Genomic DNA, 19,936 nt, shown 5'->3' with positions numbered 1-19,936 from the left:
TTACCTCCCTAGATACTTCAGTATCTCACTCCACTCTTCTAATAAATCATCAAGTCTATACCTTGCATTGGCAGGGCTTGTGGAAGGAAGCTTTACTCCCTTTAGATTAAGCTTTTTTGCGTGGTACTTCTTATAGTATTTATAGGAAGTTCCTCCATTGCAAAAAACCTGTTTTATGTCTGCCGCATTAACTATGTCCACCAAGTTAGATGGCTTTACATTTTTAATACTTGCATCGCTTGAACCGATTATGTCACATTCATATATGGAATCGAAAACTGCAATGTTATGACTTAATAAAAAATCTCTTCTCTCGTCAATGTCTCTACTTAGTTCTACATTGAAAAGTTTTTCCTTAACAGGCCAAAACCGATTTTGTGGATGGCCATAGAAAAATCCATATTCCCTAGTCTTTACTGATGGAAAGGAACCTAGAATTAATATTTTCGACTCACTATTATAAAGCGGCTCTAGAGTGTGGGTTATGGTTTCATATCTACTTTCTTTTTCAGTCATAATCTCCTACTTTTCATTATTAAATCTTATTACTTCATTATCAAAGTCCACTTCACATGCCACGCCAAATGGAACTATACATCTTGGTAGCGCATGTCCAACGTTGAAGTTATATAAAATGCTTAAGTCACTATCTATCTCTTCAACCAAAATCTTTTTATACTCATCATAGTACTTATTATCCTGTGGCTTTCCAATAATAACGCCATTAACTACATCGAAAATCCCCGTAGACTTTAATGTCTTTATCATCTTTCTATAAAGCTTAGGATCAGGTTTATTTTCACTTGTCTCTAAAAGTAAAATCTTATTCTTCCAATCTTCTGCACTTGGAAATATTTCATACTTATTTGCCAAGTCAAAGGCTTCCTTGAAGTCTTCACTAATTATTCGATATATTGTGTCGATACATCCACCAAGAATCTCTCCAGAAAACTTTCCACTTCCCTGTAATAATTCATACCCATTATTTTTGTGCATTGGTCTTTTAGTCCCAACTGCCTTTTTTGAAAAATCTGTTCTTTCGTCATACCAAATATCACTTGGTCTAATTTCACTGATAGAACCAGTCTCTATAAGCTCTTTGAAATAGCTTTTTGAATATGGAAGCATTTCATCATCTATCTCAGCCACTTCCGTTAGAAAGGCCTGTCCATAAAATGTTTTTATACCAAGTTTATAAAGCATAAGATGATTTACTGTGGTGTCGGAGAAACCTAAAAATATTTTTTGACTTACAACATTTTTTAGTTCATCATTTTCAAATAAATACGGTAATAGTCTATAAGTATCTTCTCCACCAATTGCACAAAGAATCATATCAATAGAGTCGTCTTTAAAGGCGTTTATTAAATCTTCCGCCCTCTTTGAAGGGTTTTTATCAAGATAGTCCAGTCCCTTTAAAGAGTTTTCCATAAACTTAACCTCTATCCCCATATCATTTAATCTCTTTTTTCCAATTTCAACTTGGTGTGCCGCAAAGTCTTCCCCAAGAATACCTGAAGATAGACTTACAACTCCTACTTTTTTAACTTTCATATTACTCCTTCTATTTAATACTCTTCCAATACTTCTTTACGATCTTATATAAAAACCACACAAGTACAATTGTGATTAATCCTGTCATAACCCTTTTCCAAACCGCTTCGCCAGTTCCAAAAATTGTATACGCGCCAGTTGTAGCTATTGAAATAACGTAGAAAAATCCTATAACAATCGTAATAACAGTTCTCAATGCCTTTGGAACTTTCTTGTTTGAACTAAGCTCTACCACAAATATTAATCCATAGAGTATTGCAAATTGAATAATGTATTTTATAAATTTGCTTGCTAATATTTTTTCTACCATACGCCCTCCTTTATTACACTAAATTTTACTATTAATATCTCTGTATTTCAAATTCACTTTAATTTTCTTTTGTATATAAAGATATAGTTGATATAATAGTATTAGTTTAATGAAAGAGATGAGAAAGTTGAAAGAAAAATCAAAAAAATTTTCACCGGCAATGGTGTTTATAATTCTATTTGGAATAGTGTCATTATTTTCAGACATGACCCACGAGGGAGCTTCCAGTATTAGAGGAGCATATTTGTCACTGATTGGTGCCTCCGCTGGTACCATAGGTTTTATTTCGGGACTTGGTGAGCTTATTGGCTACTCCATGAGATATGTATTTGGAAAAATTACCGACAGGACTCACAAGTACTGGACAATGACAATATTTGGTTACATCTTAGATATATTAGCCGTACCTGCCCTGGCCCTTGTGGGAGAGCATGGTTGGATTGCGGCGTCAATCTTACTTGTGATTCAAAGAATGGGTAAGGCAATTAAAAAGCCTGCCAAGGATACCATTATGTCCTTTGCCGCTTCAGGAGAGGGAGTTGGAAAGAGCTTTGGAATACAAGAACTACTGGATCAAATCGGTGCCTTTCTCGGCCCTGTGCTTCTCTATGTGGTAATGCTTTTTAAAACTGAAGGCAGCACCTTTGAAATTTATAAAACTTGTTTTGCCTTTCTTTTAATCCCTGGACTAATTACAATTATTATGCTCTTTGTAACAAAATATAAATTTCCAAACCCTGAACATTTTGAACCTGAGCCTAAGGAGTATATTCCATTTAAATTAAAGGACAAATTTATCTACTACATCATTGGTATAAGTCTATTTGCCTTTGGATTTATAGATTATGCACTTATTGTAATGCATATTTCAAAGACCTTTGGCGCCCTAGGACAAGGTGTTGTAACTTCGTCCTTAATCAACAGCGAAACAATTCCCCTTTTATATGCGGGAGCAATGTTAATTGACGCTGTAGCTGCAATGGTGTTTGGCTATATGTATGACAGAAATGGTGTAAAGGCATTGGTGCTATCCACAATTATATCCGCACCTTTTGGGGTTTTTATTTTTACAAAGACCACCACAGCTTCCATTTTTATAGGCCTTGCCCTTTGGGGTGTTGGCATGGGCGCTCAGGAGTCCATATTAAAGGCGGCGGTTACTTCTATCGTCCCAAAACAAAGTCGTGCCACCGGTTATGGAATATTTGAATGTTCCTTTGGCGTGTTTTGGTTTTTAGGAAGCGCCCTTATGGGTGTGCTATATGAAAAAAATATTATGTTGATGGTTTTTGTTTCAATTATTGCACAGCTTCTTGCAATTCCATTTTATTTAAAATCTTCTAAAAAATAGTACAAAAAAGGCAGGCATCACACCTGTCTTTAATCAACTTCCATATAGCAAACGCCATATACGGTAGGTCCTGCATGAACTCCTAGGGCCGCCGTTATCGGCTCTTCTATATAGACTTTTGCATTTTTTATCTCTTCACTTAAGTTTTCTCTGAGTTCGTCTATATCACTTTTATCCTTAGCATAGGCTGTGGAAAAATAATAATTCTTTCTATCTTTCAAATCACTCTTCACTAAATCCGTTAGATATTTTAAAGCATTTGCCCTTCCTCTTATGGATTTGTAGTTATAAATTTTTCCATCTTCATTGATAGATAGGATTGGATTAATTTTCATAACACTTCCTATTACGCCCTTTACATGGCTAATCCTTCCACCTCTAATAAGATATTTCAAATCTTCAACTACCACAAAAAGTCTTACATCTTTTATTTTATCTTCAAGCTTAATATAAACTTCTTCAAGCTCTAATCCCCTATTAATTAACTCGCTGCCATACAGTGCGATTACAGAAGATGAAATAGATACTCCTTTGCTGTCTAAGATTTTATATTCCATGTCGGAACTTTCCAGAGCCAGCTTCATAGAGTTAAATGTGGCTGATAGGGCCAGTGAAATTGTTATTCCCAAAATCTTTTCATAGCCCAGTTCTTTTATAAGTTCAATTTTGCTCATGAAGTCGTTTATGCCTGGTGCTGCAGTTTGAACATCTTCATCAATTCTTTCATATAACTCTTTAGGATCTATATCCACCAAATCCCTTTTTGAAATGTCTTTAAAGTTAACATATATGGGCACTACAAAAATGCCCTTCTCAATATCTTCTTTTATATTGCAACCAGAATCCAATAGTATTGCAATTTTATTCATACTCTCTCTCCTTATTGTAAATTCCATTTATATTTAAAATTTCACTTGTCACCGTTTGAAAACAAAATGCATTTATTGCCAGTGTCAAGGATATACTTTCTCTATCTGCTTTAAATCCTTCATATATAAAATTATTTTTTTCTTCCAATGAATCTAAAATATTTTGCAAAGTCCTTTCAAGTGTGTTCATAAATTCATTGAAACTATCTTTTTCACTCATTATATTTTTTTGTAGCTTCACCCCCTCCTTTATGCTATTAATTGGTATTACGGATTTTAAAATAACAACTACAATTAAATTTGCAATATGTTCTCTGTAATATTTTTTATTTATTGGCTTTGGTATAACACCATTCTTTACATAGTTGTTTATCATGCTAGGACTAAGGCTTAATGAATTTATAAAATAGGACATTAGCGAGTCTTCAATGTATTTTATTAATTGCTCTGAGTACAGTCCATAGTCCGGGATGTCCTCCCAATTTATTTTTTTAAATTCTCTTATCTTGTTTAAACCTTCCATGATTGCTCCTTTTATTTTTCAATTACTATATTACCTAGTTTTAAAAACTATATCATAATTTTTTACATATGTAAAGGCAGAGCCCTCGCCCTGCCTAATTAAAATTATTTTATTTTTTCAATTACTCTATACTTACTTTCAAATCCTTCAGATGTTCCTGTAAATGAAGAATCATCCTTTGCCATTTCTGACATCTTGTCCAACACTTCTTTAAACTGTGGTAACTTGTCGGTCTTTCTATCTATTTCATCAATTCCCTTGTCTTTGAATTCCATAAGCTTTTCACTAAATAGATTCATGTTGGTGTTTAATAACTTACTTCCATCTTCTAGTTTAGTTGCTCCTGTTGATAGAGCGCCTATTCCGTCATCAAGTTGCTTTATACCATTTCTTAAAGGTGTTAGCCCTTGTGAATTAACCTTTGTTAAATCTCCAAGCATTTGAGATTTCTCTTTGAATTGGTTTAGTCCACCGGAAAGTTCGCCTGCACCTTTATTTAATGCTTCGGAATTTTTATCCAGTTCCTTTATTGCATCTGCAAAAGCTTCCACGCCCTTAACATTTTCTGCTGTTCCTGCTGCAAGTTTAGTTGAACCTTCTTTTAAACTTCCTGTGGCTTCATCAAGCTTTGCAAGTGAGTCTGATAAATTTAATAATTTTGCTGGATCAACTTCTCCTTCAAGTTTTTCAATTCCTTGGTTTATTGAAAGATTTATTTCATCAGCGCCACGACTTAATCTTGCTGAGCCTTCTTCAAGCTTTTGAAGACCCTCAGGTAGCTGTGACAATCCATTATTTAAATTTGCTGAACCTTCTGCAAGTTTTGCAGTTGCTTCTTTTAACTCACCAAGACCTGCAAGGGCTCCCATATTTTGTTCCATGCCCTTTAGTCCTGTTAATGTATTTGCAACATTTTGAGTTGATGCACCAATATTTTGTGCATTTGCGCCAATATTTTGTGAAGCTTCTCCAAGGCTATTTATAACTACATATATTTGAGAAGCTTGTTCACTTTCACCATTTGCTTCTAAAGTAGCTGCCACTTGTTTAAGTGTTCCAATGGAGTTTTTAATTCCTTGAATATTTCCTCCAATGGCATTTGCATTTGATGCGATATTTCCAAGGTCATCTGACACATTTATATTTGAAAGTCCTGACATATCTGGAATGGACATGCCTTGTACTTTTTCATTTAGTCCTTGTATTCCATTGTTTAGTTCGGTACTACCTGCATAAAGTTTTTCAGAACTATTTACAGCTTCATTTAATCCACCGTTTAGACTCTTTGCCCCATTAGATAGACTTGAAATTCCATTTTGTAGTTCACTAACTTTTGCTACAACAGAATCTTTTTCCCATTCTAAATTTCCAAGTTTTTCTGATCCCTCTCTTAGTTGACCTGTGGCGGTTTTTAATTTGCCAAGGCCTTCGTCAAGTTTTTCTGATCCTTCATTTAATTGTTTTGATCCCTCAACTAGCTTTGGAGTGTTTTCATTTAATTTTGAAACACCTTCAGTGTATTTATTTATGCCTGATGCCAAGTTGTTTGATCCATCTGCCATTTGATTAATAACTCCTGGCAAATACTTAACTTGATTTAATGCATCCCCAAGTTTGTTTTCTAAAACTCCAGTCTTGTCATAAAGTTCCTTTGAACCGCTTTTAAGTTTTGTTGCACCGTTAGATAGTTCATTAATTCCTCCACTTAACTTATCTGTTGCATCGGTAAGTTTTTTTGATGCATCTACAAGCTTTGCAGAGTTATCTTCAAGCTGTTGAAGTCCATCTCTAAGTTTTCCAATTGAGTCCATTTTAACATCTTCTTGGAATAGCTCGTTGGATATTACAACATATGACTCAATAGGCACATAGTCCTTAATATCCATTTCCATTTCAGCACTGTCTTTAAACTCTTCCATTTGCTTTTCTTCTAAAATATCTTTGAAGTTGTCTTTTAGTCCTGGTGTAAGAACTGTTGTAACAACTTGATTCTTTCCATCTTTTATAACTTTAGAATTTTTTGCGACAATATTTGAAACATTTTCTTCACCAAATGTCATTGCACTCATTACAACATATGGTGCATATATCTTTTTATTTTGTCCATCTATCTTTTCATTCTTAAAATTATTATTCTTTGCGTTTACTACAATTTTTAATCTTCCAGACTTTCCTTCTAGATCTTTGTTATTTACTTTCTTTCCATCGAGATAATATTCAATTTCCACATCTACTGGAATATCTTTTTCAGTCACACCTTGATAATAAACATCTTTTTTATCCCTATTCCAGTTTATATATCCATTTTCTCCCTCTATCTTTTCGTCAGTTTTTAAATCCTTTATATCATTTAGATCGGTCTTGTCTTTACCATTAATATTTTCATCTGAGTTTAACCAAACAGAAACCAATTTTTCCTTAACCTTATTGTCCTCTTTGATTACATAAACTGTTTCACTTTTGTTTATTGTACTTTGGGCTGCAAAGCTTGTGTTTGCAATTGCAAGTGAGGATGCAAGAGCAACTGCAAGAGCCCTTTGTAAATTTTTATTCATTTTTTCCTCCTCTTAATCCTTTTGTAGTCTTTTTAATAAATGGAAATACTACTGAAAGCACAGCTGGCAATAGAAAAATAATTACTGCCATACTTATGATTGCACCTCTTGCAAGGAAGGTACAAATTGTTGATACTATCTCCATCTTTGAATATAGTCCCACGCCGATTGTAGCAGCCATAAATGACAATGCGGATGTAACGATGGACTTTGAAGTTTCCTTTGTGGCAATCTTTAAAGAGCCATCAACGTCATTTGACTTACTATATTCATGCATAAATCTATCGGTCAATAGAATTGAGTAGTCTATTGTTGAACCAAGTTGTATAACTCCTATGATTATTGAAGTTATAAATGGTATTGTCTGTCCTAAATAGAATGGAATTCCCATATTGATTTGAATTGCCAGTTCTATTGCAGCAATTAACACAATTGGAATAGCAAGGGACTTAAACACAAATACCAAGATTAGAAAGACCACGGCAATTGATACGATGTTTACCCTTTTGAAGTCGGAGTTTGAAATAATTGTAAGGTCGTCGGTTAAAACCGCTTCTCCTGTTAAATATCCTTCGTCATCGTATTTATTTATAATATCTCTCATTTCCTTTATCTGATTTCTAACTTCCTTTGAAGCTGTTTGATACTTGGAATTTACCATTAACATCTTGTATCCATCTTTTGCAAAGTTTTGTTGTAACTTCTTAGGTAAGAGCTCATCTGGCACGCTAGAACCAATCATGGTGCTTGTACTAATAACTGAGTTTATTCCATCAACATCTTCCAGTTCATCTATCATCTTATTTATAGAAGTATTTGAAACATCTTCTTTAACTATAATGAAGTGAGTTGTTGCCATATCATAATCTTTTTTCATCTTTTTAAGTGCAACTATGGAGTCCAAGTCCTGAGGTAGTGATCTATCTAGGTTGTAGTATACATTTGTATTTATGGATCCATAAATCGCTGGGATGAAAAGTAATAGGAACACAAGGGAAATAACTCTCTTATGTCTTATGTTAAATTCTGATAGTCTATCAAAAGATGGCATAAGCACTCTGTGATTGTACTTACTTACTGCCTTGTCTGTCAGTAATAACATCGGTGGAAGTACAGTTACCGTTGATATAAGTCCTATTAAAACTCCCTTACTCATTACAAGTCCAATGTCTTTACCAAGTCCAAGTTCCATCAAAATCAGAACAATAAATCCTGCAAATGTGGTTAAGGAAGAAGCAAATAGGGATGAAATTGTATTTTGAATTGCCCTCTCCATGGCGTCATTAATGTTTTCTCTCTTCTTCTTTTCTGCAACAAATCTATGATATAGAAATATGGAGTAGTCCATTGTTACCGCCAGTTGAAGTGTTGCCGCAATGGCCTTGGTTATATAGGAAATGTCTCCAAGGAATATATTGGTTCCAAAGTTATATACAACTGCATAGCCTATTGTGAGCAAAAATAAAAACGGTATAACCGTAGATTCATTTGTAAGTGACAACACAATTAAAGCAAGTACTACTGCCAGTGCCACATATATAGGAGTTTCTTTATCTATAACATCCTTTGTATCTTTTACCAGTGACGAAATCCCACTTAGGTACATCGGTTTTGAGTCAAGCTCTCTTATCTTTTCTATTGCTGACATGGTCACAAAGGAAGATGAAGAATTTTTAAACTTTACAAGCATCAATGTACTGTCTTCGGAATAGAAAACATCCTTCACCTCATTGGGTAAAAAATCTTTCGGTATGCCTTCTCCAACTATGGAAGACTTTGAAATTACATCTTCAACTCCTTCTATTTTTAAAATTTCTTCTCTTAATTTTTCTGCATCCTGGTCTGAACCTTCTAAGATTAACATCCCGGTTGCAGCATTATTAAAGTTCTCATCAAGTATCTTTTGTCCTTCTGTAGACTTTAGGTCTGAAGGTAAATAAGTTAGTATATCATAATTAACATCTGTGTTCTTATAACCAATAAATGATGGTATAAGAAGTAAAGTCATTATTAGTAGGACTAACTTTGGGTGATGAGAAACAAATCTTGAAAATTTCTTCATATTCTCACCTTATCTAAAAATTTTTTCTACTATTCTAAATAGTACAGATTTCATTTCGTCTACATTAAGCAGTGAACCTTCCATCATGGAAGACTTGCATGTTGAAATAACTATGTGCATAGTTAGGGATAAAATATATAATTGCTCCGCTTCAGTATGTCTTTCAGAAAACAGCTCCTGATACTTGCTCAGTATAAATTTAAGAGCACAGTCGGCGTCCTTAAATCTTTCGTCATTTTCAACCTTGGAATATAAAACCCAATTCATATTTTTTGAAATCAGTTCAAGTTCCATAGGATGTTCCACCATATAATCGATGATGTAACCAATAAATGAGTTATATCTTTCAGTAGCGCTACTTCCCTTGCAAGATTTCTCTGCATCGTATAGCACATCAACCATTACATCTGTGACAATCTTTTCTTCCAGGTCCTTCTTATCTTTAAAATAAAGATAAAAAGTTCCTAGACCAAACTTTGTACTTCGCATAATATCCCTAATGGAAGTCTTTTCAATCCCCTTTTCTTCAAAGAGTTTTATTGTCTCTTCCATTATTCTTTTTTCTTTTTCTCTTTTATTTTTATTTTTATTTAGCATAATCTCCCACCTAATTGAACACTGTTCATTTTCGACAAGAATAATAATAACACTAAAATGAACATTGTTCAATACCTTTTATGAAATTTTATCATATATTTTTTTATATGTGGTTTTGTAATTGTGATTAAAGATTGAAATCTCAACAATATTTTTTAATTTTTCACAAAAAAATAAGGGGTCTCCCCCTTATTCATAATCTATAACGCCATTTTGTAAATTTCCAATACATCCTTTTCTTCCAAGTGAACGAAGCCTGCTATCTCTGGCTTTTCTCTATTTGCCATACAGTTCTTTGCCATAATTTTAAGATCTTCTTCATTAAAGCCTTCTTCTCTTAAAGTCTTTGGAATACCAATTGATACAAAGAACTTTCTCAACTCTTCTATCGCCTTCTTTGCATCTTCTTCAAAGGAGTTTCCTCTTTCTAAATCAAACACATTATGTCCAAAATCCGCAATCTTTTCTTCCGTTTCTTCATTTAAGCAATACTCCAACCAATATGGTGTAAGTATTGCAAGTCCAACACCATGTGTAATGTCTTTAAGCGCAGAAAGTTCGTGTTCCATAGCATGCACTGACCATGCAGTGGACTTTCCACTGTCAAGTAGTCCATTTATTGCCCAGCTGCCTGCCCACATTAAATTTGCTCTTGCTTCGTAGTTTTCTGGTTCTTCAATTGCAATTGGTCCATATTTTACACAGGTTTTTAAAACGCCTTCTGCAAATCTATCTTGTAAGTAAGCCCCGTCCTTTAATGAAAAATAATTTTCCATTGTGTGACTCATAATGTCCGCTGTTCCCGCTGCTGTATGATACTTATCAACGGAGAATGTAACTTCTGGATCCATTACTGCAAACTTTGGTAATACATATTCACTGCCCCAGCCTAACTTTTGTCCTGTTTCTTCGTTTGTTATAACTGAAGCCACGTCCATTTCGGAACCAGTTGCTGAAAGAGTTAGTACTGATCCAAGAGGCACTGCGTCAACTGGGTTATGTTTTCCAATAACTATATCCCATGGGTCACAGTCGGCCTTAGCTCCAGCAGCCACAAGCTTTGCCGTATCAATTGTAGAACCACCACCTACGGCAAGGATAAAGTCAATATTATTTTTCTTTACCAACTCCACCCCTTCACGACATTTATCGATTCTTGGATTTGGAACTACACCTGAAAGTTCATAGTATGAAATATTGGCGTCTTCTAAAATTTTTACAATTTTATCATATAGGCCAATCTTTTTTATACTTCCCTGTCCATAAACAAGTAGTACCTTGTTGCCATATTTTTTAATTTCTTCAAGAATTTCATCAAGCTTGTCTCTACCAAATAAAATTTTGGTTGCAATATTAAAATTAAAATCTTTCATTCTATCTCCCCCTATCTTAATTTAATATACCCAGTTTGATTTACTTGATACTATCCTTCTAGCTTTTATAAAATTTATCAAAATCCTTAACCATCATCATGATTCTATTTCTATCCTCTTCAAGAAGTTCTCGTCCCTCATCTGTGATGATATAGAACTTACCACTCCCTTCGGCCTTTGCCCTCTCAATAATATCTTCTTGCAAAAACTGCGCCAAGAGTGCATAGAGAGTTCCCGGAGCAAGTTTTATTCTTCCATTTGTAATCTCACTAACCCATGAGGTTATTTCCGAACCATTTCTCGTTTCACAAAGGGCAAGTAGTATATAGTACATGGGCTCAGTTAGTGTTTGAAACTTATTCCTTGCCATTTGCATCACCTAAAAATTTATCTATTTCTTCTTTAATTTCGGGATTATTAATCTCTCCTTCTACAACTAATATGACTCTGCCCTTTAAAACGGCATATCTATTTCCTTCAGAAAGCTTGTAGGTCTTATCATAATCATATTCTTTAGAAATATCTTTTACATGTTCTCCGAAGTACGGATGATTTTTTGCATTTTTTATAATCCTCTTGTAAAGATTTTTTGAAGTGCCTTCGTCTTTGGAAATAGTTCTTTCAACACTAAACTCTTCATTTGAATAGATTTTGTGTTCATTTAAAAACATTCCCTTACTAAGTTCGGTAACTTCATATCCCTTACTAAATTCAGTATTTTTATTAATGGGCAGTTTATTTGCAATACTATAATTCATAAAATAGGTTATACCAAAGATTGCAACAACGATTAGAGCAAAAATTTTCTTTTTTGAAGCTGTGCTGATATTCATAGTCTTAATCTTCTTTCTGAAAAGAAACACTAAAATCCACATCAAAACAAATGGCGTCCATAATAGCAAAGTGTATTTTAATCCTAGGGTTGGATTAACATCAACAAATTGTAAAGTTATGCCTACTATTATCAAAATTAAACTCGCCATTATAAGATATACAAAGAACTTTGAAAAGCTAACCTTACTAAACTTCAAATCCCTAGTATAACTTACATCTCTATTTCTTCTATAGAACACAGAATAATCCACAAGGGCCAACAAGTCGAAAATCAACATTAAAAGTACGGATGGACCAAGTACCATACTATAGTTAGAATAATAAAACTCTTCAGATAAAAAGTTTGCAAAGGTGAAAAAATGTAAAAGTAATAGCACCACGGACAAAATGGCAGTTGAAATGATTTCTCTTTTTACAGATGTTCGTAATATTTTTAGCTCTTCCACATCGTCATTGTATAAACTTTTATCTTTTGCTCTAGTTTTATACAAATTCATATTGTAAGATTTAAAAATAAAATCATAGCCATATCCCTTTGCCATTTCATTTAGGTCATCAAGCTCCTGTTTTGAAAATGCATTGTACTTGTCCTCGTTATTTGAAATAACAAATTTATAATCCACGTCCTTAGGCTCAGTCTTTTTAAAGAAGTGCATAAAAGAAAATTTTACTTTTTCTATTTCATAGCCCTTCTTCGCCATCTCTTTATACCAATTTTCAAAGAGTCCAAAATTTGCATACGTTAAAAATCTAAATCGTAACATAACTCCCTCCTTAGTATCGACTATCGATACTTTAATTATATATCGATAGTCGATACTTGTCAATAAAAAAAGATTAGGCCCTCACCTAATCTCTATATAATATGTTTTCTAATTTCATCTGATATCTTTTTATTATTATGATTATCCAAATACTCCAAATAGTTTTTAGTATTCTTAACATCAATTCTATCAAAAGCAACTAATAAATCTTTTATGGCTTCTACTCCATAATTTTTATATATCTCATAAAATATTAAAGTTCCTACACTATGAACTTCTTCTGGTCTTTTTTTACCTAGTTCATTTAATATAAGTTTTTTATTACCAACTTCATCCCTATGAAGTTCTATAAATTCTTCAATATCTCTTTTTTCACAGTTTAGAACAAATAAGTATGCGGACCATTCCGCTATCGTTTCATTTAACCAATCCTCCCAAGAATTTACATTTGCACCTTTCGCATAGCTATGGGCAAGTTCATGGGCAAGTCCCTTAAATGATGAACTAGATTCGAAGTCAACATAATCTTTGTCCGAAGTTATTACAACAAGATCTTTCCTCTTATATGCAGAATCTTCCCAAATCTCATTGTAAGGTAGAATAACCATGTCTTCTTTATTACAAGTTTTTCTGCCATAAAGATCTTCCAGATATTTTCTTGCCAAATTGTGATTTTTAAAAATATATTCTACATATGGCCTTTGAAATTCCTCATAGTATATTTTAAGATATTCACTTTCTTTTATCTTATAAAAATCTCTATTTAAAAGGATTATGTTACAATCGTCAACTACAGGATCTGTATAATTAATTTTCCAAATTTTTTCTCTTTCGTCAAACTCTCCCTTAACAAGTTCATAATTTTTATATGTTTTTATCCTAACATCAAAATTTGTATCTGCATCAAATCCTATTGGATACCATCCGTTATATAGTGAAAAATGAATGATTTTTTCTTCAAAATACCTATAATAACCTGACAACTTTCCTCTATACTTAATTATTAAATTGCCTTCCTTATCCTTTGGTAAAGTTACAGTATATTTAATCATCTCAGGCAGAAATTCCATTTTATAATCTTCTTTATTAAATTCTAAATTCTTATCATTTAATAAAATTTTCTCAATATTGAAAGATTTTGCCAAAGCGAAACAAAAATTATTTTTCTCTTTTAAATATTTAGATATATCAATTTCACAAACTACAATTATTTCCTCTGAAACAAAGTCACACTCCACACTTAGCTTCATATTATTTCCCCCATTTCTACCATGTACAAAGCCCCGTCTTTTCTTGGAACTTCCAAAGATTTCTTAAAATAAATCCATCTTCGTAATATTTTTCAATTGGTACTGTATACTCTCCGTCTTTGTTATTCCAAATTCTATTATAATAACTCTTAATGTCTTTGTAAATTTTTCCGTCATGCGGAAGAATCATTTCAACATCCGTTTCAAGGTTATAGTTTTGAATATTTCTTCTTGTGAAGTTGGCGCTTCCTAAAATAGCCCTTGCATCTTCCTTAGAAAAGTCGAAGAAGGCAAGTTTTGTGTGGAACTGCTCTCCATGGGTTTCGTACCATCTAACATTAATATCGGGATTTTTATCCACCAGCTCACTAAGTGCTGGCCTGTTTGGACTTCCATTTTTTTCAATTCCAAAGGCGTCCTTATTTAAATCCGCAATTATATTTACTTTTACGCCACGTTTAGAAGCCTCTGCTAGTTCACTTAATAATTTTCTGTCAGCAATATAAAATATAGCAATATTTATTTTGTCGCCTTTTTCTGCCTTAGAAATATTTTCTCTAAGGGCGTCATAAATTTTTCCTTCGGTTATAACTCTTAAGTTTACGTCAGGATCTTTTTTATTCTCTGCTTTAAAGCTATTTATATTAGGATAATCTTTTTCCACCAGACCAAGCTCCGACTTTATAAGGTCCTCCATGGCCTTGCCATAAAAACTAATGGCAACATTGGAGTGGTTCGAACTTGGGTCGTGAGGATTTGAAGATGAAACAATGGCCCTTTGGTCAGTGACCAACACCTTTCTATGATTTGCCTTGAAGTTTAAAAGCCTTAGGAATGACCTTACTGAAATCTTTGGGCCCTTTGGGTCAAATAGATTTCTTATTCTGCCACCTTCTGGGGAACCCATCCAATTTAAATAAAATTTATAAAATCCAGAATAAAGTGGATTTGAATCCCTAATTTGACTTTGATTTGTTATGGTCACATCAATGCCATTTTTCATTAATTTTTTTATATTTTTTTGAGTGTATGCACCATAAAAATTGTTAAGCTCGTCTGTTATAAACACGATATCCATATCAGGATTTTCTTTTTTCTTTTCAATTAGAGCGTCAGTCATTTCTTCAACTTGATTGTCAAAACTCATCTTCTTTCTATCGTATTCATCATTGTATAGAAACAAATCGAGAACGATAAAGTCCTTCGCTTCCTTAATTGCTTCCATTTGTTTTTTGAAAATGACACTTTCTTTTTTTATTTCACCGTCTTTTTTATATCTTAAATCATATAAAAATTCCACATCTTCCGCCGCGTAAAATTCTCCGTCAGTATTTGACTTGTCGTAGCTTTTTGTAGTCAAGCTATATATAAATGGAACTATCAAAAGTACCAATACGACTACTATAATAATCTTCTTTTTCATTTTAACTCCTCCGAGTTTTCATTTTATTTAATACATTGTATTTTTAATTTATGTATCTATTATAACATTTAGGAAGATAAATGAGAACAATTGAAGATTTAAACAATCCTATAGTAAAAACTCCTATGGTTCAAATAGACTTCACATAAAAGGGCGACAATAAAAAACATTTATCAAAAGACCTTATGGGCGATGAACCTGTAAAGGATCACTATTTATCAAAAGATGTGGAAATATTAGGATTCAAAGTAATAAGGTAGTTAAGACAGCCTCTTGATTGGTAAAACTAATTAATAGGTTTTATTTATCCTAGTCTTTTACTTTAAACTAGAGTATAATCTAATCAATAAGGAGAGGCTATGGACGAAAAAAGAAAACTCAAATTTATTTTTTATGCATTTGCACTTCTACTTGTTATTGGTGTAATAGGTTATAAAATCCTTTTAAAAGTAGACTTTGTAGATGCACTATACATGACAGTCATAACTATATCCACCGTAGGTTTTGGTGAAATTGGTACCACCAGTAACCTATCGGAAATATTTTCCGTATTTATGATATTTTTAGGTGTTGGTGTAGTTGGATATGCCTTTACAACGGTGGTTGCCATGTTTGTTGAAGGTAAGGTTGTAGATTTGTGGAAGGGAAGTAAGATGGATAAAAAAATTTCTGCTCTAAATAATCACTACATAATCTGTGGTTCTGGAGAGTTGGCAGAGGTAATCATAAATAAATTTATACATGAAAATTTAGATTTTGTTGTTATCACCGACAAGCATGAAGACCTGGACGACTATAGTCACCATAATATTTTGGTTATAGAAGGTCATTCCACTGAAGAGAGCGTTTTAGAACGTGCGGGAATTGAAAGAGCTAAAGGTCTTGTTGCAACTTTGGATAATGAAGTAGACAATATTGTAACAGTTCTTACTGCTAGGGATTTAAATAAAGAAATATATATTATTGCTAATGCAATTACCAAGTCGGGAAGTGAAAAACTATTAAAGGTTGGCGCAAACAAAACTCTATCTGCCACAGAAATAAGTGGTAAGAGAATGGCGTCACTAATGATAAAACCAAATATTATTTCATTCCTAGATGTATTTACAAGGGTTGGCGAAGTGGAGCTGGACCTTGAAGAAGTTGTTGTTATGAACGGCTCTTACTTAGAAAACAAAAATTTAATTGAAGCACAAATACCTAAGAAGACTGGGCTTATTGTCCTTGCAATAAAAAAGATTGAAGACGGTAAGATGCTCTTCAACCCTCCAGGGGATTACACTTTTAAAATTGGCGATGTGCTAATTGTACTGGGAAGGGAAGAACAGGTTGATAAGTTAAGACACTTAGGTGACGAAATAAAATAAGGCTATCACTCGATAGCCTCTTTTAATGCCTACAAAAATTTTTCTCTTATTATTTCTGACATCTCCATGAAATTTTCCCTAAAGATGTAGTGACTTCCACTCATTAAATATATTTCTCCGTAATTTTCTTCAAAGGCATTTTTAGTTTCGATATATCTCCAGTCCTTATCCTTGTCCTCTTTCTTTGTTAGGAAAAATATTTTTGGTGTCTGTCTTGGATAATGTAAATCCTTTATTTTATTCCAGTTATTTGCAAAGTTTCGTCCCTCATTTAAATTGTCCTCATTTGCAAAGTCTCTATATAGCCTATATCGTATCTGTGCTTTTATTTCATCACTATAATAGTTGTTGTCCGCCATAAACCACTTTGGATTTATCCACGATGCAATTCTTATTAGGCCAAGCTTATTTGACCACTTTCTAAGAATTGGAAGAAAAGTATTGCCAGTGTACTCCAGTTGATGTGGCACCGACGTATCCATTCCAATAAAACCTACCACTTCATCTTCATATTTGTTTAGATAGTAAATGGAATACACCCCAGAAATTGAATGGGAACATAGAATATAGTTCTTGTATCCAAGTTTTTGAATAACTTCATGTAACTCTTCAGCGATGTTCTCCACTGTTCTAGGTGTGCCAATAACATCCGAGTCACCATAGCCAAATGGTTCAATTGCAATAACGTGAAAATCTTTTGAAAGTTCATTAATTAGAGGCGAAAAATCAAGGCCCGGTGCTGTGGTTCCATATCCTGGATCTATGATAATAACCTTTTTATCCTTTGGACCCTTTTCAACAATATTTATTTTTTTGCCCCTTATTTCAATCTTTTCTCCATAGTCTACTATCTTATCTTTCTCCTTTATAAGCATATACTTATTAATCGAAAAGGTAATAAGTAGAAAGACAAATAACATCGATATAATTTTGAAAAATTTCATAACCTCACCCGATTCCTCCATAGCTACGCTATTTAATTTGGTCGAGTATCTCTTTTGTCTTTTCCACATCCATATGATGATAGAATTTTCCATTTATCATAATATTCGGCCCATCTTTACATTTTTTAAAACAATTTTGTGCCCTAAGTCTAATGCGACCATCTTTAGAAGTCTCGTTAAAATCCATTCCAAGTGTACTCTTCACAGTTTTTAAAACTTCCATGGAGCCATTCTTGGCACATCTCGGTCCAGTACAACAAATAATTTCATACTCAACCTTCGACTCCTTAATGGAGGGCATAAACTTGATTATGGTCTTAATTATTTTTTCATCTAGACCAAAGGCATCTGCAATTTGTTTTTGATGACTAATGGATACATATCCAAAATCATCTTGACAACTTCTAATTGAAACCTTCGCCCCCTCTTGACTACCTTTACCAAAACTTAGAACAGTTTCTTCTAGCTTTTCCCTAAATATAAGTTCTTCATTACTACCTTCTAACATACTACCACCCTCTATTATTATACTTTCTTTATACCCAAAAAGGATTAATTATCTGCAATAAAACCTGCTAACAAAAGTCAAGCATAACCTGAAATTAATTTCAGGTTATTTGATTATTTGAGTAATTAAATTATTGCATGGCAAACAAACCGAGTGTAATCAATCGGTTTGTTTAGTGTAATTTTAGATTTTATGCTACTTTTAATTCTTGTTTTTGAGCTTTTGATTCCATAACTCTTGCATAGTAGATTCTTAAGAATTTGTTTAATCCTGCAAATTTACATACTTTTTTGGCTTTTCCTTCTTTTTCTTTTTTTATCATGTACTTATATATTTCATTTTCTGGTTTTTTAGCACTCATCATACATTTCATTGCCTGGTAGCCTACTTTTCTTAGTATTGCATTTCCTCTTTTACTTATTTTCCTTTGATCTGCTTTAAAGTTTCCTGATTCATATGGTGGTGCGTCTATTCCTATAAAGGATATTAGGCTTTTTTTGTTTTTAAATTTTGATAGGTCGCCAAATTCTGCTACTATTTGTACTGCTAATTTTTCTGATATTCCTGAGAATTTTTTTGCTTCTTGATATTCTTCTAAGGGCTCGGATATTTCTATCATTTGTGATAAAATTCTATTTAGAATCTGATTTATTTGTTTTATCAGGTTTATTCCTTCTCTGATATTTGTTTCTATTTTTGAGTTATGGGAAGGTTGTGTTGAGATACTATCCTCTGCTAATTGGTAAATGGCTTTTGCTTTGTTTGCATTTGGATGGTATCTCTTTTCTTTTGCCCACCTTTTATATTCTTCTATAAATTCTTTTTCTGTTTTTTTTAATACTAGGTCTTTATGCCACCATTTTTCTAAAAAGTCTAAGAGTTTGTCTTTTGAAAAGTCTCCTGAATTATGTAGTATTAGTTTTTTTATGCCTGGAAATGTTTGATGTATTGTTTGATCTATGTAGTTCATTTGATCGATTCTTAGCTCCATGTAATGTTGGTAGTTTCTGTTTAATTCTTTTAAGACTCTGTAGTTTTCTTCATCTACTTTGTATTCTTCTAATTCTTTCCAATACATTAGTCCATATTCTGCTATTTGTTTTGCATCCATCTTGTCATTTTTTGCTTTTCTAAAGTTTAATGCTCGACAATATTGTTTCATTTTTAATGGATTTATTACTGTTACAAAGTATCCTCTATCTTTTAATTCATAAAGTATTGGTAGATGATATTTTCCTGTTGCTTCCATTGTTATTTTTACTTCTTCTTTTAATTTTTCTAGTTTCTCTATTAATTCTTCTACTTTTGTTTTTTTAAGAGAAACATCAAAGGGTTTCCAAATTATTTTGTTTCCTTGTTCTAATGCACAAACTGTTATTTTTTCTTTTGATATGTCTATTCCTACAGATATCATAATTTTCCTTCTTTCTTATTATTTTGTAGTTTCTACCTGCACCATTACACTCTTTTTAGCTTGTGACACGGACGTTTTGCCCAACCTGCTTAACCGAATATGAATAATGAAAAGGTAGTTGACAGTTTTATTGGCGGATGTTTCAACCCTAAAAACGCCTCGTCATACTACATCTTCATTATACAAAAATAGTGCAAGATAGGAATTACTTCCTTTCTTACACTATTTATGGTACTAA

Annotated in this window: 18 protein-coding genes; 2 read left to right on the top strand and 16 right to left on the bottom strand. The window is 33.0% G+C overall.

The window, feature by feature from the left end; genetic code table 11:
• From L6651_RS08850 to L6651_RS08840, 3 genes are read right to left on the bottom strand one after another with little or no spacing between them, the layout of a single operon-like run.
• The gene (locus L6651_RS08850) at positions 1 to 516 is read right to left on the bottom strand and encodes a DNA-deoxyinosine glycosylase (protein ID WP_237037563.1); all 516 of its coding nucleotides are present in this window, start codon (positions 514 to 516) and stop codon (positions 1 to 3) included.
• 6 nt (positions 517 to 522) lie between these two features.
• Positions 523 to 1,554, bottom strand: a complete 1,032-nt coding sequence (locus L6651_RS08845) for a S66 family peptidase (RefSeq protein ID WP_237037562.1) — start codon at positions 1,552 to 1,554, stop codon at positions 523 to 525.
• Between the two features lie 10 nt (positions 1,555 to 1,564).
• Positions 1,565 to 1,864, bottom strand: a complete 300-nt coding sequence (locus L6651_RS08840; RefSeq protein ID WP_237037561.1) for a hypothetical protein — start codon at positions 1,862 to 1,864, stop codon at positions 1,565 to 1,567.
• A 118-nt stretch (positions 1,865 to 1,982) separates the two neighbouring features.
• Here L6651_RS08840 and L6651_RS08835 point away from each other — a divergent pair, with 118 nt between their 5' ends.
• Complete coding sequence (locus L6651_RS08835) at positions 1,983 to 3,215, top strand: MFS transporter (protein ID WP_416389104.1); 1,233 nt, start codon at positions 1,983 to 1,985, stop codon at positions 3,213 to 3,215.
• Between the two features lie 29 nt (positions 3,216 to 3,244).
• Here L6651_RS08835 and L6651_RS08830 read toward each other — a convergent pair whose 3' ends face one another.
• The 10 genes from L6651_RS08830 to L6651_RS08785 form a co-directional block, all read right to left on the bottom strand.
• Positions 3,245 to 4,084, bottom strand: coding sequence for a DegV family protein (locus L6651_RS08830; RefSeq protein WP_237037559.1), 840 nt, complete (start codon positions 4,082 to 4,084; stop codon positions 3,245 to 3,247).
• Entirely contained in the window at positions 4,077 to 4,607 is a 531-nt protein-coding gene (locus tag L6651_RS08825; RefSeq protein ID WP_237037558.1) for a DUF1836 domain-containing protein, read from the bottom strand. Before L6651_RS08825 ends, L6651_RS08830 begins: the two co-directional genes overlap by 8 nt.
• A 104-nt stretch (positions 4,608 to 4,711) precedes the next feature.
• The gene (locus L6651_RS08820; protein WP_237037557.1) at positions 4,712 to 7,162 is read right to left on the bottom strand and encodes a hypothetical protein; all 2,451 of its coding nucleotides are present in this window, start codon (positions 7,160 to 7,162) and stop codon (positions 4,712 to 4,714) included.
• Complete coding sequence (locus L6651_RS08815) at positions 7,155 to 9,224, bottom strand: efflux RND transporter permease subunit (protein ID WP_237037556.1); 2,070 nt, start codon at positions 9,222 to 9,224, stop codon at positions 7,155 to 7,157. Before L6651_RS08815 ends, L6651_RS08820 begins: the two co-directional genes overlap by 8 nt.
• Before the next feature lie 9 nt (positions 9,225 to 9,233).
• Positions 9,234 to 9,821 (bottom strand): TetR/AcrR family transcriptional regulator, encoded by a 588-nt coding sequence (locus L6651_RS08810; RefSeq protein ID WP_237037555.1) that lies wholly within the window; start codon positions 9,819 to 9,821, stop codon positions 9,234 to 9,236.
• A 200-nt stretch (positions 9,822 to 10,021) separates the two neighbouring features.
• Positions 10,022 to 11,194: an iron-containing alcohol dehydrogenase gene (locus L6651_RS08805; protein WP_237037554.1), complete on the bottom strand. Its 1,173-nt coding sequence runs from the start codon at positions 11,192 to 11,194 to the stop codon at positions 10,022 to 10,024.
• A 58-nt stretch (positions 11,195 to 11,252) separates the two neighbouring features.
• Positions 11,253 to 11,564 carry a PadR family transcriptional regulator gene (locus L6651_RS08800; protein ID WP_237037553.1) on the bottom strand — a complete coding sequence of 104 codons (312 nt, stop codon included), beginning with the start codon at positions 11,562 to 11,564 and terminating at the stop codon, positions 11,253 to 11,255.
• Positions 11,551 to 12,792, bottom strand: coding sequence for a DUF2812 domain-containing protein (locus L6651_RS08795; RefSeq protein ID WP_237037552.1), 1,242 nt, complete (start codon positions 12,790 to 12,792; stop codon positions 11,551 to 11,553). Before L6651_RS08795 ends, L6651_RS08800 begins: the two co-directional genes overlap by 14 nt.
• A gap of 92 nt (positions 12,793 to 12,884) precedes the next feature.
• Complete coding sequence (locus L6651_RS08790) at positions 12,885 to 14,042, bottom strand: M1 aminopeptidase family protein (RefSeq protein ID WP_237037551.1); 1,158 nt, start codon at positions 14,040 to 14,042, stop codon at positions 12,885 to 12,887.
• Positions 14,043 to 14,058: 16 nt separating this feature from the next.
• A complete protein-coding gene (locus tag L6651_RS08785; protein WP_237037550.1) occupies positions 14,059 to 15,465 on the bottom strand; it encodes a phospholipase D family protein in 1,407 nt (468 codons plus the stop codon).
• A 359-nt stretch (positions 15,466 to 15,824) separates the two neighbouring features.
• Here L6651_RS08785 and L6651_RS08780 point away from each other — a divergent pair, with 359 nt between their 5' ends.
• The gene (locus tag L6651_RS08780) at positions 15,825 to 16,832 is read left to right on the top strand and encodes a potassium channel family protein (RefSeq protein ID WP_237037549.1); all 1,008 of its coding nucleotides are present in this window, start codon (positions 15,825 to 15,827) and stop codon (positions 16,830 to 16,832) included.
• Positions 16,833 to 16,861: 29 nt separating this feature from the next.
• On the opposite strand, the gene L6651_RS08775 is transcribed toward L6651_RS08780, so the two are convergent.
• The 3 genes from L6651_RS08775 to L6651_RS08765 all read right to left on the bottom strand — a co-directional run bounded on the left by L6651_RS08775 (position 16,862) and on the right by L6651_RS08765 (position 19,698).
• Positions 16,862 to 17,776: an alpha/beta fold hydrolase gene (locus L6651_RS08775; protein ID WP_237037548.1), complete on the bottom strand. Its 915-nt coding sequence runs from the start codon at positions 17,774 to 17,776 to the stop codon at positions 16,862 to 16,864.
• Positions 17,777 to 17,804: 28 nt separating this feature from the next.
• Entirely contained in the window at positions 17,805 to 18,284 is a 480-nt protein-coding gene (locus L6651_RS08770; RefSeq protein ID WP_237037547.1) for an NADH-quinone oxidoreductase subunit NuoE family protein, read from the bottom strand.
• A gap of 190 nt (positions 18,285 to 18,474) precedes the next feature.
• Positions 18,475 to 19,698 (bottom strand): IS110 family RNA-guided transposase, encoded by a 1,224-nt coding sequence (locus tag L6651_RS08765; RefSeq protein ID WP_237036510.1) that lies wholly within the window; start codon positions 19,696 to 19,698, stop codon positions 18,475 to 18,477.
• Positions 19,699 to 19,936: the final 238 nt, after the last annotated feature.

Source organism: Mediannikoviicoccus vaginalis (assembly GCF_928097925.1).
Taxonomy (GTDB): domain Bacteria; phylum Bacillota; class Clostridia; order Tissierellales; family Peptoniphilaceae; genus Mediannikoviicoccus; species Mediannikoviicoccus vaginalis.
This window is presented reverse-complemented; position numbering and strand designations above follow the sequence as displayed.